The sequence below is a fragment of the Bisbaumannia salifodinae genome (assembly GCF_055388505.1).
In genome coordinates, this window is the sequence record NZ_AP043781.1 from 3899463 (window position 1) to 3917540 (window position 18078).

Sequence of the window (18078 nt, forward strand, 5' to 3'; positions counted from 1 at the left end):
GTTTCCATGCATGCGCCCAGCGCAGGAGTTCAGTCGTCATGTCCGAGCGTATCGCCACGGTGTCCCGTGATACCCAGGAGACCCAGATCACGGTGAGCGTAAACCTCGATGGCCAGGGTCGGCTCGAGTGCGAGACCGGTGTGCCCTTCCTCGATCATATGCTCGACCAGGTGGCGCGCCATGGCCTGATCGACCTGGAGATCAAGGCGGTGGGCGACCTGCATATCGACGACCACCACACCGTGGAGGACCTGGGCATCACCCTGGGCCAGGCCTTCGCCAAGGCGATCGGCGACAAGCGCGGCATCTACCGCTATGGCCACGCCTATGTGCCCCTGGACGAGGCCCTCTCCCGGGTGGTGGTGGACTTCTCCGGACGCCCGGGGCTGTTCATGGACGTGGAGTTCACCCGCGCCAGCATCGGCCGCCTGGACACCCAGCTGTTCTGGGAGTTCTTCCAGGGCTTCGTCAATCACGCCCAGGTGACCCTGCATATCGACAACCTCAAGGGCTTCAATGCCCACCACCAGGCGGAGACCATCTTCAAGGCCTTCGGCCGCGCCCTGCGCATGGCGGTGGCCGAGGACCCCCGCATGGCCGGCCAGATGCCGTCCACCAAGGGCTGCCTGTGAGCCCCGTCGCCCACCTGCCGAGGAGTGTTTCATGACCATCGCCGTTATCGACTACGGAATGGGCAACCTGCATTCGGTCGCCAAGGCGCTGGAGCATGTCACCCAGGAAAACGTCATCGTCACCCGGGATCCGCGCTGCATCCGCGGCGCCACCCGCCTGGTGCTGCCGGGCCAGGGGGCGATCCGCGACTGCATGGGCGAGCTGGAGCGCAGCCAGGTCAAGGGGCTGGTGCAGGAGCTGCTCAGGGAGGCGGACAAGCCGCTGCTGGGCATCTGCGTCGGCCAGCAGATGCTCCTCGACGAGAGCGAGGAGAACGGTGGCGTGACCTGCCTGGGCCATCTGCCCGGGCGGGTCAGGCGTTTCCCCGGCGATATGCGCGATGCCCGGGGCGAGCGCCTCAAGGTGCCGCACATGGGCTGGAACCGGGTCGACCAGCACCACGCGCACCCGCTGTGGGCCGGCATCGAGAGCGGCGAGCGCTTCTACTTCGTGCACAGCTACTATGTGGACGCCGCCGATGATGCCACGCTGTTCGGCACCACCGACTATGGCAGCGTCAAGGCCCATGTGGCCATCGGCCGCGGCCCGGTCTTCGCGGTGCAGTTCCACCCCGAGAAGAGCGCCAACGCCGGCCTGCGCCTGCTGGAAAATTTCGTGGCCTGGGAGCCCTGAGGCGCCCGGGCACGGCTCAAGTTATCAACGCCATCACTCGCGCCCCAGGGCGCCCACGAGGACACGACATGCTGGTAATTCCCGCCATCGATCTCAAGGACGGCCAGTGCGTGCGGCTCAAGCAGGGCCGCATGGACGACTCCACCACCTATGGCGACGATCCGGTGGCCATGGCCGCCCGCTGGGTCGAGGCCGGCGCCCGCCGCCTGCACCTGGTCGACCTCAACGGCGCCTTCGAGGGTACCCCGGTCAACGGCGAGGCGGTCACCGCCATCGCCCGCGCCTATCCGGAGCTGCCCATCCAGATCGGCGGCGGCATCCGCAGCGCCGCCACCATCGAGCACTACCTGGCGGCCGGGGTCTCCTACGTGATCATCGGCACCAAGGCGGTCAAGGAGCCGGCCTTCGTCACCGAGATGTGCCGCGCCTTCGCCGGCCACGTGATCGTCGGCCTGGATGCCCGGGATGGCTTCGTGGCCACCGACGGCTGGGCCGAGGTCTCCCAGGTGCAGGCCAGCGAGCTGGCCAAGCGCTTCGCCGATGACGGCGTCTCCAGCATCGTCTACACCGATATCGCCCGGGACGGCATGATGAACGGCGTCAACGTGGCGGCCACCGCGGCCCTGGCCCGGGACAGCGGCCTGCCGGTGATCGCCTCCGGCGGCGTCACCAACCTGGACGATATCCGCGCCCTGAGCGAAGTGGCCGGCGACGGCATCCTGGGGGCCATCACCGGGCGCGCTATCTACGAGGGCAGCCTGGATCTCGCCGAGGCCCAGCGCCTCAGCGATCAACTCACCCACAGCGGGAGCTGAGCCATGGGACTCGCCAAGCGCATCATTCCCTGCCTCGACGTGGACGCCGGCCGGGTGGTCAAGGGCGTCAACTTCGTCGGCATCCGCGATGCCGGCGATCCGGTGGAGATCGCCAAGCGCTATAACCAGCAGGGCGCCGACGAGATCACCTTCCTGGATATCACCGCCAGCCACGAGGGCCGCGACACCACCGTGGAGATGGTCGAGCGCATCGCCGGCGAGGTATTCATTCCGCTCACCGTGGGCGGCGGCATCCGCAGCTGCGACGATATCCGCACCATGCTCAACGCCGGGGCCGACAAGGTCTCCATCAATACCGCGGCGGTGACCAACCCCGAGTTCGTCCGCGAGGCCACCGAGCGCTTCGGCAGCCAGTGCATCGTGGTGGCCATCGATGCCAAGCGGGTCTCCGCGGAGGGCGAGGCACCGCGCTGGGAGATCTTCACCCATGGCGGGCGCCGTCCCACCGGCCTCGACGCCGTGGAATGGGCCCAGAAGATGGTGGACTACGGCGCCGGCGAGCTGCTGCTGACCAGCATGGACCGGGACGGTACCAAGGCCGGCTTCGACCTGGGCGTGACCCGCGCCATCTCTGAGGCGGTCAGCGTGCCGGTGATCGCCTCCGGTGGGGTGGGCAACCTGGCCCACCTGGTGGAGGGGGTGACCCGGGGCGGCGCCGACGCCGTGCTGGCCGCCAGCATCTTCCACTTCGGCGAGTACAGCATCCCCGAGGCCAAGCGGTTCATGGCCGAGCACGGCATCGAGATGCGCCTTTGACCCGGATAGGAGGGACCATGGAAGGTTTGTGGAGCCAACGACGGCGCAAGACGGCGGGCCTGGGGCTCGCCGTGGCGTTTCTGGCGGTGGCGGGCCCGGCCCAGGCGACGCCCACCTTCGAGTATGGGCACACGCGGCTGCAGGCCGGGCTCTATACCACGCACTTCGGCTCGAACGATGACTACAACAACCGCCAGGACCTGATCGGCGTGGAGGTGCACGATACCGCCCGCTGGTTCGCCGGCGCCGTCTGGTTCAGGAACTCCTTCGATCAGCCCACCTGGTACTTCTACGGCGGCCGGGAGTTTCCCTTCTGGCGGCCCAGCGAGACCCTGGAGCTGCGCGGCAAGCTGACCGCTGGCCTGCTGCGCGGCTACCAGGGGGAGTTTCGCGACAAGATTCCCTTCAATCGCTACGGCATCGCCCCGGCCATCCTGCCCAGTATCGGCGTGCGCTGGGAAAACCTGGATACCGACCTGATCGTCTTCGGCACCGCCGGGGCCATGATCACCCTGGGGATCAGCTTTTAGGCCGCCACGCCTAATCCAGGGTCAGCCCCAGATTACTGACGCCGCCGTTGCGCCCCAGCCGGCGCAGCGCCTTGAGGGCCCCGCGGTCCAGGGGCGCCTCCACCGCCTCCAGTACCGCCGCCTGGAAGTCGTGCTCGTCATCCATCAGCGGGTGCTGGCGAATCAGCGCCGCCAGGCGCTGGGCGTCCTCCTCCCCCTCGGTCAGCTCGATAAAGGCCTGGACGCCACTGCGGGAGAGCTCGCTCACCTCCAGCACCGCCTCCGGCGCCTCGCCCCTGAGGCTGTCGAGGCAGGCCGCCAGGGCCATCACCGCCTCCAGGGCGCGCCGCGCGCCGAAGCTCTCGTCCTCGGCGGGGGGCTCCAGCTCGGCGAGCTTCTCGGCCTGGCGCTCGAAATCGATGCGCGCCTCCTTGACCAGCAGCGCCTCCCAGATCAGGTCATGGATCACCCGCAGCGCCGCCGGGTCGCCCTGCTCGCTGGCCTCGGCATAGAGCAGGTAGTTGGGCCGCAGGCGTTCGGCCAGGGTCGCCATAAAGGCCAGCCCCTGGCGGCGATCCAGGGCACGCAGGCGCGGCCGAAAGCCGCCGTTGGCATCACTCATAAGCCATCCTTATCGGTTGATCGGGCCCTCAGGGCCAGAAGAAGCGCTCGGGGACCCGGCCCCGGTCGTCGAAGCCGACGCCCTCGTCCTCCAGCAGGGCGCGCTGGCGAGCCGCCCCGGGGTGATCGGCGAGGCGTCTATCGCTGCGGATCACCCGCTGCCAGGGTAGGCCATGACCGGCGGGCAGTTCTCCCAGGGCCCGCGCCACCAGCCGCGCCGTCAGCCCCTCCGCCAGGGTGGCGATGCGCCCATAGCTGGTCACCCGGCCGGGCGGAATCGCCGCCACTATGGTATAGATCGCCTCCCGGCGACTCACCCCCTGGTGCGGCGCCCGCTTTTTCGTCACCCTGGACTCCTATGCATATCTATTTCCTGCAACACCATGCCAGCCTGGGGCCGGCGCGCCTCAAGGACTGGCTGGATGGCATGGGCCATAGCCACAACGTCTGCCACCTCGATGAGGCACCGCCGCGGCTGGCGGACTGCGACGCCCTGATCCTGCTCGACGGCCCCCAGGCGGAGGACGCCCCCGAACTGGCCCGGGAGCGCAAGCTGGTCGAGCGCGCCCTGAAGGGCGGCAAGCCACTGCTGGGGCTCGGCCTGGGCGCCCGGCTGATCGCCCAGGCCCTGGGCGCCACCGTCTCCCGGGGCACCTGCCCGGAGGTGGGCTGGCACGCGCTGCGCCTGGCCCCCGAGAGCCCCTTCGACCTGCCGGAGCGCTTCGAGGCCTTCCTCTGGCAGAGCCGTATCTTCGGCCTGCCGGAAGAGGCCCTGCCCCTGGGTGGCACCGCGGCCGGGCCGGTGCAGGGCTTCGCCTGGGACGCCGGCCGGGTCATCGCCCTGCAGTGCCACCTGGAGAGCACCGCGGAGAGCGCCGCCACCATGCTGGCCCTGAGCCCGACGGCCTTCGCCCCGGCATCCGGCCCCTCGACCCATCTCCAGGTACCGGCGGAGATCCTCGCCGAGCCGAGGCGCTTCGACCGCCAGGCGGCGCTGCTGGATCGGCTGCTGGCACAGTGGCTCAGGGCCTAGCCTGGGCGCTCCACTCGCGGGCCGCCGCCAGGCAACTCTCCCAGTCGCCCACATGCAGGAAGGTCTTGTCCTGCTTGTCGAGCTGGTGGCGATAGAGGGGGTCATAGTATTCGGTGAGCAGCGGCGCCAGCCAGGCCTCATGGGCCCGGGCATCACCGCGCTCGTGCTCGCGGAAGGCCAGCGCCTGCAAGCGCTGCAGGCGCGCCAGCCGGGCATGGCCCAGGCGCTTCTTGAGCCGTCCCAGGGCAGTGGCGAGTTGCTTGCGCATCAGCGCCCAGCCCAGCCAGTCGCCGTACTGGGCGCGATAGAGCGCCCAGAGGTCGTCGATATAGTCCTTGCGAATCTGCTCGAGGCGCCAGTCCAGGGGCATCTCCACCCGCAGCCGCGGCGCCCGTTCCATGGCGCGCCAGAAGGCCAGGGGGATATTGGCGGCGCCGATATGCCGCGACTCGTCCTCCACCACGCTGCCGCCGTCGATCTCCAGCAGGCGCAGGCCCAGGGCGTGTTCGAAGTCGATCTGGGAGGGCGCCGGCAGCGGATGGCGACCGAAGGCGGAGCCCTTGTGGCGGGCGCACTCCTCGAGGTCCAGGCCGTTGTCCAGGGCCTGGATCAGCGAGGTCTTGGCGCAGCCGGTAAGCCCGCCCACCACCAGCAGGGGCCGCTCGGCGGCGGCATCGATGCGCGCGCAGAGGGCCTGACGCATGGCCTTCCAGCCGCCGCGGATCCTGGGCCGCTCGATGCCGGCCTCCATCAGCCACTGCTGGGCGACCTGTGAACGCAGCCCGCCGCGGAAACAGTAGACGATGGCGTCGGGATGAGCCTCAAGCAAGGCCTTCCAGGCCTCGACCCGGGCCGCCTTGATGCCGCCGGAGACCAGCCGCTGGCCGAGGACGATGGCCGCCTCCTGGCCGCGCTGCTTGTATTCGATACCGACCCGGTGGCGCTCCTCGTCATCCATCAGCGGCAGGTTGACGGCCCCGGGCAGGCCGCCCTGGGCGAACTCCACCGGGGCACGCACGTCGATCAGCACCCGCCCCTGGCGCAGCAGGTCGAGGCTCGGCTCGATCAGCGGCAGGCTCATCCACGCACCTCGATCCGCGCCTCGCCCGAGGCCTCGATCACCTCGCCGAAGGGGGTCAGGCTCAGCTCATGGGCACGACCGATGCGCTCCACGTCATCGGCCCAGGAGGGGTGGACGGAGAGCAGCAGGCCACCGGAGGTCTGGGGGTCGCAGAGCCACTGCCAGTGGGCCTCGTCCATCTCCGGCAGGCTGGTGCCCAGGGCCTGGCGATTGCGCCCGGTGCCGCCGGGCACGGCGCCCTGGCGACGATAGCCCTCGGCCTCGGCCAGCCGCGGCAGCTTCTTGAAGTCGAGGCGCGCGGCCACGCCGCTGGCCTGGCAGACTTCCACCAGGTGGCCGGCCAGGCCGAAACCGGTGACGTCGGTCATGGCATGCACGCCCTTGACCCGGGCCAGCTCGGCGCCGATGGCATTGGCCTGGAGCATGGTCTGGCGGGCCAGCCCCTGGTGGCCCGCCGCCAGCAGCCCCTGCTTCTCGGCGGTGGTCAGCAGGCCCACCCCCAGCGGCTTGGTCAGGTAGAGCAGGTCGCCGACCTGGGCGCCCTTGTTGAGCTTGAGGTGCGCGAGGTCGACCAGGCCATTGACCGCCAGGCCGAAGATCGGCTCCGGGGCATCGATGGAGTGGCCGCCGGCCAGCGCCAGGCCCAGCTCGCGACATACCGCCTGGGCCCCGGCCACCACGTCGCCGGCGATCTCCGGCCCCAGCTTGTCCAGGGGCCAGCCGAGGATGCCGAGTGCCATCACCGGGGTGCCGCCCATGGCGTAGACGTCGCTGATGGCGTTGGTGGCGGCGATACGCCCGAAGTCGAAGGGATCATCGACGATGGGCATAAAGAAGTCGGTGGTGGCGATCATGCCGCGGCCATCCCCCAGGTCGTAGACGGCGGCGTCCTCGCGGCCCTCGTTGCCGACGATCAGCCGGCTGTGGCTGGCCCCGGGGCCGGCCTTGGCGAGAATGCCATCGAGGACGTCGGGGGCGATCTTGCAGCCGCAGCCGGCGCCGTGGCTGTACTGGGTCAGGCGGATGGCACTCATCTCGTTCTCCTTGCAGGCTTTGGGTCAATTCTAGCGGCTCGCCGGGGGCAGTTATAGCGGCGCCGGGGCACTATCAGGGCTATCGCAGTTAGCATGCTTTCTACTCGGAGGCCCGGGGCTACCCTGGGGACAGGCCATCGCGGGGCGCTGTGAACCCCTCCCTGGGCGCTACTTTTGCCATCCCTGGTCAAAAAACCCCCGCTCCGTCCTGCCCCCAGCGCCCCCTAGCATTCCTGAAAGAAGCTATAACGCCTCCAGGGCCTCGCTAAGCTTGTCCACGGCGACCACCTCCATGCCCGGCGGGGCCTGCTTGGGGGCATTGCCCCGGGGCACGATGGCCCGGGTAAAGCCGTGCTTGGCGGCCTCGACGATACGCTCCTGGCCGCTGGGCACCGGGCGGATCTCGCCGGAGAGGCCGACCTCGCCGAAGACCACCAGCTCCTTGGCCAGGGCCCGCCCCTGGAGGCTGGAGACCACCGCCAGCAGCACGGCCAGGTCGGCGCTGGTCTCCAGCACCTTGACGCCCCCCACCACGTTGAGGAAGACGTCCTGGTCGCCGGTGAAAAGGCCGCCATGACGGTGCAGCACGGCGAGCAGCATGGCCAGGCGGTTGGCATCCAGGCCCACGGCGACCCGCCGCGGATTACCCAGGGGCGAGTCGTCGAGCAGCGCCTGGACCTCGACGAGGATCGGCCGGGTGCCCTCCCAGACCACCATAACCAGGCTGCCGGGACTCTGCTCCTCGCCCCGGGAGAGGAAGATGGCGCTGGGGTTCTTCACCTCCTTGAGGCCGTGCTCGAGCATGGCGAAGACGCCCAGCTCGTTGACCGCGCCGAAGCGGTTCTTCTGGCCGCGCAGGGTGCGGAAACGCGAGTCGGCACCGCCCTCCAGCAGCAGGGAGGCATCGATCATATGCTCCAGCACCTTGGGACCGGCCAGGGAGCCATCCTTGGTGACATGCCCCACCAGCAGCAGCACGGTATTGGAGCCCTTGGCGAAGCGGGTCAGGGCCGCCGCGGACTCACGCACCTGGGCCACGCCCCCGGGGGCCGAGGAGATATCCTCCAGGTGCATGGTCTGGATGGAGTCGATGACCAGGATCTCGGGACGCTCCCGCTCGGCCACGGCGAGGATGGTCTCGACACTGGTCTCCGCCAGCATCTTGAGGCCCTGGGTCGGCAACTGCAGGCGATGGGCGCGCATGGCCACCTGGGAGAGCGACTCCTCGCCGGTGACATAGAGCACCCGCCGCCCCTGGGCCAGCTTGCAGGCGGTCTGCAGCAGCAGGGTCGACTTGCCGGCGCCGGGATGGCCGCCCAGCAGCACCGCGGAGCCCGGCACCAGGCCGCCGCCCAGCACCCGGTCGAACTCGTCGAAGGTGGAGGAGAGGCGCGGCACCTCGGAGAGATCCACCGCCGAGAGGTCCACCACCTCCCGGGAGGTCACCCCGGCATAGCCGCTACGCCCGGTGGTCGCCGCCGCCGGGGCACCGGGACGTGACGGCGCCAGGCGCACCTCGCTCAGGGTGTTCCATTCGCGGCAGCTCGAGCACTGCCCCTGCCATTTGCTGTAGTCGGCACCGCACTCGGTGCAGACGAAGGCACTCTTCGCCTTGGCCATCTCATCTCCCCACTACTCGCGGCACTGCCCCTGCCACTTGCTGTATTCGGCACCGCACCCGGTGCACACGAAGGCACCCTTCACCTTGGCCGCCTTGGCCATCTCGCCTCCCCGGGAATTCAACGACGCGGGGCGGCCCTCAGGCCGCCCCGTTCGACTGGCTCGACGACGCCCTTAGAGGCGACGCAGGCGCAGCATCTCGCTGTTCTGGAAACGCCGACGCTGGGGGTCGATCAGCTCCAGGGTCTGCTCATCGAGCTTCAGGAAGTAGTAGATCTGCCCCTCGCCTTCCGGGGTCAGCTCGTAGACGGTGGCCTCCGGGTCGCTGGCGGTACCGCTGAGGATCTCCCAGTTGCCGGCATAATTCTCATCCGGCGGGCTCTGGGGATGCTCCCGATAGCTGGCCTGCAGCGTGAAGGTGCGTTCCGTCGCCTGCGCGCTCGGCGTCTCGCCCTGGAGACGCACGTCCAGGTCGATCCCCGCACAATTGCGACACGGCAGGGAGCCCTGATAAGCGGTTTCGCCTTCGGTAACGCCAGCGCCATTCTGCGATTCCATTGGTCCGGCGGCGCAGCCGGCCAGGGTGAGGGCGAGCGCCGCACCGGCCAGCATCATCGGGGTTCGCATGAGAATCCTCCTCACGGGTGAAAAATCGTGGTGAATCAGTGATGATCTCCCCAAGCATAACGGTATCGTGGCGGCACCAACAGCCCAAACAACGTCACCCCCGGCGGTCATGTAGAGTCTGGCGCGGCGCTGGGGTAGCATAGCCACGCATTCCACCACCCCACCAGGGTGGCGACCGAGAGATCCCATGACCACCGATCACGACCCGCGCGCCCCTCTGAACGATCCGGCCCCCGCCAAGACCGAGCTCGATCTCAACCAGTTCCTGCCCTACCGCCTCAATAGCCTGGCCGATCGCATCAGCCAGGCCCTGGCAAGGATCTATGAAGAGCGCTTCGGCATCAAGGTGGCCGAATGGCGAGTGCTGGCCTGGCTAAGCCACTGCGATACCCTGACCGCCAAGAAGGTGGGGCAGTACACCGGCATGGACAAGGCACGGATCTCCCGGGCCATCCAGGCGCTGGAGAGGCGCGGCCTGATCCACCGCACCCCTTCGGCGGAAGATCAACGGGTCCATTTCCTGCACCTGACCGCCGAGGGTCAGGCGCTGCTGGATGAGCTGATTCCCCTGGCCCATGACTGGGAAGCGCAACTGGTCGGCACCCTCTCCACCGGCGAATACCGCGACCTGCTTCACCTGATGGGCAAGCTCGACCGCCAGCTGACGCGCCTGGAAGAGCGTGGCGATTAGCCGGGCACGACATACGCGAACACCACGGCCAGCACCAGGGGCATGACCACCAGGCTGCCCAGGTTGCCCACCAGCACCAGGGAGGCCACCCGCTGCGGCTCCTGGCGGTACTGCTCCGCCACCAGGTAGTTGAGCACCGCCGGCGGCAGGGCCGCGAAGACCCATAGCACCGCGGCCTGAAGCCCCGTCAGGCCCAGCCACCAGACCATCGGCGCCGCCAGTACCAGGCCGCTCAAGGGGCACAGCAGGGCCCCGAGCAGGCCGGTGCGCCAGTCGCGCAGGTCGATATCCAGCATCCGCACCCCCAGGGCGAAGAGCATCAACGGAATGCACACGCCCCCCAGCAGATGCATGGCCTCCAGCAGCCAGCCCGGCAGCGGCATGCCGCTCAGGTTGACCCCCAGCCCGGCGATACTGGCCCCGACGATGGGCAAACGCAGCAGCCGCCATAGTGGCGTGCCGGGGTTGAGCATATACAGGCCCACCGAGAAGTGCAGCAGCATCTCGATGATAAAGACCACCACCGCCGCCGGCAGCGCCGCCTCGCCGAAGGCCAGCACCATCAGCGGCACCCCCATGTTGCCGGCATTATTGAACATCATCGGCGGCAGGAAGGTCTTGGCGTCCATCTTCAGCCAACGCGCCACCGGCCACAGCAGCAGCCCCGAGCCCAGCACCACCACCACCGCCGCCAGGGCGAGCCCCGCATACTCCTCCAGGGGCGCCTGGCCGTCCGCCAGCACGGCGAACACCAGCAAGGGCACGAAGAGCTCCATATTGAGGGTATTGAGGCCGCGGATATCCGGTGTGCGAAAGCGGCCATAGAGGGCCCCGCAGCCGGCGATCAGGAATACCGGCAGCAAAGTGGCGAGAATCTTGGCGATCATTCCAGGCTCCTGTATCAGGAACGCCAGATTAACACGCCCATGGCTTGCGCCGCGGGAGCGCCGGGGTCAACATGATTGGACTCTATTCCCAGTCGATGCGAGAGACCATGAGCAAGCTATGGAGCCCCGCGGTGCGGGAGCTGACGCCCTATGTTCCCGGCGAACAGCCCCGTGAACAACTGATCAAGCTGAACACCAACGAGAACCCCTACCCCCCGGCCCCGGGCGTCGGTGAGGTGCTGCGCGACTTCCCCACCAATCACCTGCGCCTCTATCCCGACCCCGACTCCTCGGCACTCCGCGAGGCCCTGGCCCGGGAGCACGGCGTCGAGGTCTCCCAGGTCTTCGTTGGCAATGGCTCCGACGAGGTACTGGCCCTGGCCTTCCAGGCCTTCTTCTGTCAGTCGCGCCCCCTGAGCCTGCCGGCGATCACCTACAGCTTCTATCCGGTCTACTGCCGCCTCTACGGCATCGACTACCGCACCCTGGCCCTGGATGACGCCTGGCGAGTGCCTCTCGAGGCCCTTCCCGCCGACAGTGGCGGCATCGCCTTCGCCAACCCCAATGCCCCTACCGGCCATGGGCATGGGCGCGAGGCCATCGCCGGCCTGCTCGAGCGCGTCACCGACTGCGTGGTGCTGGTGGACGAGGCCTATGTGGACTTCGGCGGCGAGAGCGCCGTGCCCCTGGTGGATAACTACCCGAACCTGCTGGTCACCGGCACCTTCTCCAAGTCCCGCAGCCTGGCCGGCCTGCGCCTGGGCTATGCCATCGGCTCCCGGGAGTTGATCGAGGGTCTGGAGCGGGTCAAGAACTCCTTCAACTCCTACCCCATCGATATGCTGGCCAGTGCCGCGGGCATCGCCGCCCTGGAGGACAAGGAGCACTTCGAGGCCTGCCGCGAGAAGGTGATCACCACTCGCGAGCGCACTCGCCAACGCCTGGAGCAACTGGGCTTCGAGGTACTGCCCTCCCAGACCAACTTCCTGCTCACCCGCCATCCGGGGCAGGATGCCGCCCAGCTCTTCGTCGGCCTGCGTGAGCGGGGCATCCTGGTACGCCACTTCAACACCGAGGCGCTACGCGACTTCCTGCGCATTTCCATCGGCACCGAAGACGAGATGAACCACCTGATCGAGGCCCTCGAGACCCTCTGCTAGCGCGATATGGGCCGGTTGACCCGGCCCATAACTAAAAAGCTCCGGCTCGTAAGAGACCGGAGCTTTTTAGTTAATGGCATTCCAATACGAAAAAACCCCAGCCTCTGTCGACGCTGGGGTTGTCTCTCAATAAGTGCCTGACGAGGATCCGGCCGGCGCTCCGGCGGGCGGCGCTCCGCTACTCGACTCGTCTCATCTCATCCTGAGACTCGCCCTTCGGGCCCGCTAAAGCGGTTTCCGCCGCTTCCCGACAGGCGGGATCCATGGGAGACCCCCAAACGACGAAGCCCCGACCAATGGTCGGGGCTTCTGAATAAGTGCCTGACGATGACCTACTCTCGCATGGGGAGACCCCACACTACCATCGGCGCTGAGCGGTTTCACTGCTGAGTTCGGCATGGGATCAGGTGGTTCCCACTCGCTATGGTCGTCAGGCGTAAACGGTGGCCGGCTGCGTGCGTGTCGCAACCCGCCTTATGAATCATGCTGTTGAGGATCGTCTCACGTATCCGGCGCGTACCATCGCGCAAACCCCTTGGGGTTATATGGTCAAGCCTCACGGGCCATTAGTATCGGTTAGCTCAACGCCTCGCAGCGCTTCCACACCCGACCTATCAACCAGCTAGTCTTGCTGGACCCTTTAGGAGGCGCAAGGCCTCAGGGAAGTCTCATCTTGAAGGGGGCTTCCCGCTTAGATGCTTTCAGCGGTTATCCTGTCCGCACATAGCTACCCGGCAATGCCACTGGCGTGACAACCGGAACACCAGAGGTGCGTCCACTCCGGTCCTCTCGTACTAGGAGCAGCTCTTCTCAAACTTCCGACGCCCACGGCAGATAGGGACCGAACTGTCTCACGACGTTCTAAACCCAGCTCGCGTACCACTTTAAATGGCGAACAGCCATACCCTTGGGACCGACTTCAGCCCCAGGATGTGATGAGCCGACATCGAGGTGCCAAACACCGCCGTCGATGTGAACTCTTGGGCGGTATCAGCCTGTTATCCCCGGAGTACCTTTTATCCGTTGAGCGATGGCCCTTCCATACAGAACCACCGGATCACTAGAACCTACTTTCGTACCTGCTCGACGTGTCTGTCTCGCAGTCAAGCACCCTTATGCTCTTGCACTCAATGCACGATTTCCGACCGTGCTGAGGGTACCTTCGTGCTCCTCCGTTACTCTTTGGGAGGAGACCGCCCCAGTCAAACTACCCACCACACACTGTCCTCGCCCCGGATGACGGGGCTGAGTTAGAACGCCAATGATGCCAGGCTGGTATTTCAAGGTTGGCTCCACCCGAACTGGCGTCCGGGTTTCCAAGCCTCCCAGCTATCCTACACAAGCAACATCAGCGTCCAGTGTGAAGCTATAGTAAAGGTTCACGGGGTCTTTCCGTCTAGCCGCGGGTACACAGCATCTTCACTGCGATTTCAATTTCACTGAGTCTCGGGTGGAGACAGTGTGGCCATCATTACGCCATTCGTGCAGGTCGGAACTTACCCGACAAGGAATTTCGCTACCTTAGGACCGTTATAGTTACGGCCGCCGTTTACCGGGGCTTCGATCAGGAGCTTCGGCCGGAGCCTAACACCATCAATTAACCTTCCGGCACCGGGCAGGCGTCACACCCTATACGTCCGCTTGCGCGTTTGCAGAGTGCTGTGTTTTTAATAAACAGTTGCAGCCACCTGGTATCTTCGACCGGTTCGTGCTTCCACCGCGGGGTGTTCACACTACGCCGGCGTGCCTTCTCCCGAAGTTACGGCACCATTTTGCCTAGTTCCTTCACCCGAGTTCTCTCAAGCGCCTTGGTATTCTCTACCTGACCACCTGTGTCGGTTTGGGGTACGGTCTCACAGAATCTGAAGCTTAGAGGCTTTTCCTGGAAGCGTGGCATCAATGACTTCCAGACCGTAGTCTGTTCGTCTCGTCTCTCGGCCTTGAGATCCCGGATTTGCCTAAGATCTCGGCCTACTGACTTTCACCAGGACAACCAACGCCTGGCTCACCTAGCCTTCTTCGTCCCCCCATCGCAATTCTGTGAGGTACGGGAATATTGACCCGTTTCCCATCGACTACGCCTTTCGGCCTCGCCTTAGGGGCCGACTCACTCTGCTCCGATTAGCGTCGAACAGAAACCCTTGGTCTTCCGGCGGGGGAGTTTTTCACTCCCCTTATCGTTACTCATGTCAGCATTCGCACTCGTGATACCTCCAGCGGGCTTCTCAACCCACCTTCATCGGCCTACACGACGCTCCTCTACCGCTCGTCATTCGACGAACCCGTAGCTTCGGCACCTGGTTTGAGCCCCGTTACATCTTCCGCGCAGGCCGACTCGACTAGTGAGCTATTACGCTTTCTTTAAAGGATGGCTGCTTCTAAGCCAACCTCCTAGCTGTCTAAGCCTTCCCACATCGTTTCCCACTTAACCAGAATTTTGGGGCCTTAGCTGACGGTCTGGGTTGTTTCCCTTTTCACGACGGACGTTAGCACCCGCCGTGTGTCTCCCACGCTGCACTCACCGGTATTCGGAGTTTGCCTCGGGTTGGTAAGCCGGGATGGCCCCCTAGCCGAAACAGTGCTCTACCCCCGGCGGTGATACGTGAGGCGCTACCTAAATAGCTTTCGAGGAGAACCAGCTATCTCCGGGCTTGATTAGCCTTTCACTCCGATCCACAAGTCATCCAAATCTTTTTCAACAGATCCTGGTTCGGTCCTCCAGTTGATGTTACTCAACCTTCAACCTGCTCATGGATAGATCGCCCGGTTTCGGGTCTATATCCAGCGACTGGTCGCCCAGTTAAGACTCGGTTTCCCTACGCCTCCCCTATACGGTTAAGCTCGCCACTGAATATAAGTCGCTGACCCATTATACAAAAGGTACGCGGTCACAGAACGAGTCTGCTCCCACTGCTTGTACGCATACGGTTTCAGGATCTATTTCACTCCCCTCTCCGGGGTTCTTTTCGCCTTTCCCTCACGGTACTGGTTCACTATCGGTCAGCCAGGAGTATTTAGCCTTGGAGGATGGTCCCCCCGTCTTCAGTCAAGGTTTCTCGTGCCCCGACCTACTCGATTTCACTGGATCAGGTTTTCGGCTACGGGACTATCACCCACTATGGTCGAGCTTCCCAGCTCGTTCGCCTAACCAGTCACCAGCTTAAGGGCTGGTCCCCGTTCGCTCGCCGCTACTTGGGGAATCTCGGTTGATTTCTTTTCCTCGGGGTACTTAGATGTTTCAGTTCCCCCGGTTCGCCTCCTGCACCTATGGATTCAGTGCAGGATACTCATCTTGTGATGAGTGGGTTTCCCCATTCGGAAATGTCCGGGTCACAGGTTGTTTGCCACCTCACCGAACCTTATCGCAGGCTACAACGTCCTTCATCGCCTCTGGCTGCCAAGGCATCCACCGTATGCGCTTAATCGCTTGACCATATAACCCGAAGGGGTCTGGTCGCGATTGGTACGATAATTGCCGGATACGCTTGAGACGTATCGTCAATTTGTCAGCATGATTCATATTTTTAAAGAGCGACTGTCAATCGACAGTCATAAACCGGTCATCATGGTCGATGATGATGGCTTATGACTGTGGATCCGATCAGGAACTGACTGTTTGCTGGGGTGTGGGGAGATGGTGGAGCCTAGCGGGATCGAACCGCTGACCTCCTGCGTGCAAGGCAGGCGCTCTCCCAGCTGAGCTAAGGCCCCACTGATACCCAACCTTGATCTGGGAATTTTATTCAGACCAAGGCATTTTGTGGCGACGCATAGCCTGCTATGCGAGTCACAAAATAACGCAGGACTGGATAAAATTTGGTGGGTCTGGGCAGATTTGAACTGCCGACCTCACCCTTATCAGGGGTGCGCTCTAACCAACTGAGCTACAGACCCGGCTAACCATAGGACATCCGCCCTAACAGTCATTTGCTCTGGTCGATCAGGTAATTCATTGTGGACACTTGCCGGCAGGCGGCGGTCGTCGTTTAAGGAGGTGATCCAGCCGCAGGTTCCCCTACGGCTACCTTGTTACGACTTCACCCCAGTCATGAACCACACCGTGGTGATCGCTCCCCCGAAGGTTAAGCTAACCACTTCTGGTGCAGTCCACTCCCATGGTGTGACGGGCGGTGTGTACAAGGCCCGGGAACGTATTCACCGTGACATTCTGATTCACGATTACTAGCGATTCCGACTTCACGGAGTCGAGTTGCAGACTCCGATCCGGACTGAGACCGGCTTTATGGGATTAGCTCCACCTCGCGGTATCGCAACCCTTTGTACCGACCATTGTAGCACGTGTGTAGCCCTACCCGTAAGGGCCATGATGACTTGACGTCGTCCCCACCTTCCTCCGGTTTGTCACCGGCAGTCTCCCTAGAGTTCCCGACCGAATCGCTGGCAAATAGGGACAAGGGTTGCGCTCGTTACGGGACTTAACCCAACATTTCACAACACGAGCTGACGACAGCCATGCAGCACCTGTCTGTGCGTTCCCGAAGGCACCAATCCATCTCTGGAAAGTTCGCACGATGTCAAGGGTAGGTAAGGTTCTTCGCGTTGCATCGAATTAAACCACATGCTCCACCGCTTGTGCGGGCCCCCGTCAATTCATTTGAGTTTTAACCTTGCGGCCGTACTCCCCAGGCGGTCGACTTATCGCGTTAACTGCGCCACAAAGTTCTCAAGGAACCCAACGGCTAGTCGACATCGTTTACGGCGTGGACTACCAGGGTATCTAATCCTGTTTGCTACCCACGCTTTCGCACCTCAGTGTCAGTGTCAGTCCAGAAGGCCGCCTTCGCCACTGGTATTCCTCCCGATCTCTACGCATTTCACCGCTACACCGGGAATTCTACCTTCCTCTCCTGCACTCTAGCCTGACAGTTCCGGATGCCGTTCCCAGGTTGAGCCCGGGGCTTTCACAACCGGCTTATCAAGCCACCTACGCGCGCTTTACGCCCAGTAATTCCGATTAACGCTCGCACCCTCCGTATTACCGCGGCTGCTGGCACGGAGTTAGCCGGTGCTTCTTCTGCGAGTGATGTCCTTCCTGAAGGGTATTAGCCCTCAGGCCTTCTTCCTCGCTGAAAGTGCTTTACAACCCGAAGGCCTTCTTCACACACGCGGCATGGCTGGATCAGGGTTTCCCCCATTGTCCAATATTCCCCACTGCTGCCTCCCGTAGGAGTCTGGGCCGTGTCTCAGTCCCAGTGTGGCTGATCATCCTCTCAGACCAGCTACGGATCGTCGCCTTGGTGAGCCGTTACCTCACCAACTAGCTAATCCGACATAGGCTCATCCGATAGCGCAAGGTCCGAAGATCCCCTGCTTTCTCCCGTAGGACGTATGCGGTATTAGCGTGAGTTTCCCCACGTTATCCCCCACTATCGGGCAGATTCCTATGCATTACTCACCCGTCCGCCGCTCGACGCCTGGAAGCAAGCTTCCATCGTTTCCGCTCGACTTGCATGTGTTAGGCCTGCCGCCAGCGTTCAATCTGAGCCATGATCAAACTCTTCAGTTTAAAATCATTGTGGTTCTTACTTGTCACCCGAAGGCAACAAAAGCGAACCAAACTTGGCTCAAGGTTCAAACGTTCTCAAAAAGACCCGAAGATCTTTGACGAGTCGCTTGCCTTGATGATTTGGTGACTTCTCACCGCCTCACCGACAAGCGCCCACATGAATTACCTGATCGATTGTTAAAGAGCGGCTCCTGGCTCTCTAAAGAGTGGAGCGTCTCGCTTTGGTCGCTGTTGCGACGCCGCTGCGAGGAAGCGATATTCTACCGATTCGGCCGCTGCTGTCAAGCCCTGCTCGGCGACCCCGAGGCGGGCTGCGAAGCAGCGACCTGCGGTCATCCGAGCCGGCGACGGGCCGGTCGGTGTGGCGATGCATTCTACCGCATCCGGCCGT

At 64.3% G+C, this 18078-nt stretch carries 15 protein-coding genes, 2 tRNA genes and 3 rRNA genes; 8 read left to right on the forward strand and 12 right to left on the reverse strand.

Translation table 11 applies throughout. The annotated features are described in order from the left end of the window. The first annotated feature begins 38 nt into the window (after positions 1–38). From hisB to ACZ5EF_RS18225, 5 genes are all read left to right on the forward strand, one after another. Entirely contained in the window at positions 39–632 is a 594-nt protein-coding gene (gene hisB / locus ACZ5EF_RS18205) for an imidazoleglycerol-phosphate dehydratase HisB (RefSeq protein ID WP_346063643.1), read from the forward strand. A gap of 31 nt (positions 633–663) precedes the next feature. Further along, on the forward strand, positions 664–1305 hold the full coding sequence (hisH, locus tag ACZ5EF_RS18210; protein WP_346063642.1) for an imidazole glycerol phosphate synthase subunit HisH: 642 nt from the start codon (positions 664–666) through the stop codon (positions 1303–1305). Between the two features lie 68 nt (positions 1306–1373). Beyond that, positions 1374–2120 carry a 1-(5-phosphoribosyl)-5-[(5-phosphoribosylamino)methylideneamino]imidazole-4-carboxamide isomerase gene (gene hisA / locus ACZ5EF_RS18215; protein ID WP_346063641.1) on the forward strand — a complete coding sequence of 249 codons (747 nt, stop codon included), beginning with the start codon at positions 1374–1376 and terminating at the stop codon, positions 2118–2120. Positions 2121–2123: 3 nt separating this feature from the next. Next, positions 2124–2897, forward strand: coding sequence for an imidazole glycerol phosphate synthase subunit HisF (gene hisF / locus ACZ5EF_RS18220; RefSeq protein WP_346063640.1), 774 nt, complete (start codon positions 2124–2126; stop codon positions 2895–2897). 17 nt (positions 2898–2914) lie between these two features. Next, positions 2915–3427, forward strand: a complete 513-nt coding sequence (locus ACZ5EF_RS18225; RefSeq protein WP_346063639.1) for a hypothetical protein — start codon at positions 2915–2917, stop codon at positions 3425–3427. A 10-nt stretch (positions 3428–3437) separates the two neighbouring features. Here the strand turns inward: ACZ5EF_RS18225 and ACZ5EF_RS18230 are convergent, their stop codons facing one another. Further along, the gene (locus tag ACZ5EF_RS18230; RefSeq protein ID WP_346063638.1) at positions 3438–4028 is read right to left on the reverse strand and encodes a YjaG family protein; all 591 of its coding nucleotides are present in this window, start codon (positions 4026–4028) and stop codon (positions 3438–3440) included. A 28-nt stretch (positions 4029–4056) separates the two neighbouring features. Beyond that, positions 4057–4374, reverse strand: coding sequence for an MGMT family protein (locus tag ACZ5EF_RS18235; RefSeq protein ID WP_346063637.1), 318 nt, complete (start codon positions 4372–4374; stop codon positions 4057–4059). An 11-nt stretch (positions 4375–4385) separates the two neighbouring features. Here ACZ5EF_RS18235 and ACZ5EF_RS18240 point away from each other — a divergent pair, with 11 nt between their 5' ends. After that, complete coding sequence (locus ACZ5EF_RS18240) at positions 4386–5060, forward strand: type 1 glutamine amidotransferase (protein ID WP_346063636.1); 675 nt, start codon at positions 4386–4388, stop codon at positions 5058–5060. Here the strand turns inward: ACZ5EF_RS18240 and mnmH are convergent. The 4 genes from mnmH to ACZ5EF_RS18260 form a co-directional block, all read right to left on the reverse strand. Next, positions 5050–6141, reverse strand: a complete 1092-nt coding sequence (gene mnmH / locus ACZ5EF_RS18245; protein WP_346063635.1) for a tRNA 2-selenouridine(34) synthase MnmH — start codon at positions 6139–6141, stop codon at positions 5050–5052. The two genes, ACZ5EF_RS18240 and mnmH, sit on opposite strands and share 11 nt — an antisense overlap. Continuing rightward, positions 6138–7175, reverse strand: a complete 1038-nt coding sequence (gene selD / locus ACZ5EF_RS18250; RefSeq protein WP_346063634.1) for a selenide, water dikinase SelD — start codon at positions 7173–7175, stop codon at positions 6138–6140. Before selD ends, mnmH begins: the two co-directional genes overlap by 4 nt. A gap of 243 nt (positions 7176–7418) precedes the next feature. Then, positions 7419–8795, reverse strand: a complete 1377-nt coding sequence (gene radA / locus ACZ5EF_RS18255; RefSeq protein WP_346063633.1) for a DNA repair protein RadA — start codon at positions 8793–8795, stop codon at positions 7419–7421. A 174-nt stretch (positions 8796–8969) separates the two neighbouring features. Continuing rightward, on the reverse strand, positions 8970–9422 hold the full coding sequence (locus ACZ5EF_RS18260; protein ID WP_346063632.1) for a copper resistance protein NlpE N-terminal domain-containing protein: 453 nt from the start codon (positions 9420–9422) through the stop codon (positions 8970–8972). A gap of 187 nt (positions 9423–9609) precedes the next feature. Here ACZ5EF_RS18260 and ACZ5EF_RS18265 point away from each other — a divergent pair, with 187 nt between their 5' ends. Continuing rightward, on the forward strand, positions 9610–10113 hold the full coding sequence (locus ACZ5EF_RS18265) for a MarR family winged helix-turn-helix transcriptional regulator (RefSeq protein ID WP_346063631.1): 504 nt from the start codon (positions 9610–9612) through the stop codon (positions 10111–10113). Here the strand turns inward: ACZ5EF_RS18265 and ACZ5EF_RS18270 are convergent. Next, positions 10110–11000 (reverse strand): AEC family transporter, encoded by an 891-nt coding sequence (locus tag ACZ5EF_RS18270; protein WP_346063630.1) that lies wholly within the window; start codon positions 10998–11000, stop codon positions 10110–10112. The genes ACZ5EF_RS18265 and ACZ5EF_RS18270 overlap by 4 nt on opposite strands. A gap of 107 nt (positions 11001–11107) precedes the next feature. Between ACZ5EF_RS18270 and hisC the strand changes: the two genes are divergently transcribed. After that, positions 11108–12160 (forward strand): histidinol-phosphate transaminase, encoded by a 1053-nt coding sequence (gene hisC, locus ACZ5EF_RS18275; protein WP_346063629.1) that lies wholly within the window; start codon positions 11108–11110, stop codon positions 12158–12160. Positions 12161–12479: 319 nt separating this feature from the next. Here hisC and rrf read toward each other — a convergent pair. The 5 genes from rrf to ACZ5EF_RS18300 all read right to left on the reverse strand — a co-directional run bounded on the left by rrf (position 12480) and on the right by ACZ5EF_RS18300 (position 17687). Then, positions 12480–12595: ribosomal RNA gene (gene rrf, locus ACZ5EF_RS18280) — 5S ribosomal RNA — on the reverse strand. Between the two features lie 110 nt (positions 12596–12705). After that, positions 12706–15593: ribosomal RNA gene (locus ACZ5EF_RS18285) — 23S ribosomal RNA — on the reverse strand. A 202-nt stretch (positions 15594–15795) separates the two neighbouring features. Then, a tRNA-Ala gene (locus ACZ5EF_RS18290) sits at positions 15796–15871 on the reverse strand. 106 nt (positions 15872–15977) lie between these two features. Next, a tRNA-Ile gene (locus ACZ5EF_RS18295) sits at positions 15978–16054 on the reverse strand. A gap of 93 nt (positions 16055–16147) precedes the next feature. Continuing rightward, positions 16148–17687, reverse strand: a 16S ribosomal RNA gene (locus ACZ5EF_RS18300). The 16S, 23S and 5S rRNA genes sit together here with 2 tRNA genes alongside, the layout of an rRNA operon. Positions 17688–18078: the final 391 nt, after the last annotated feature.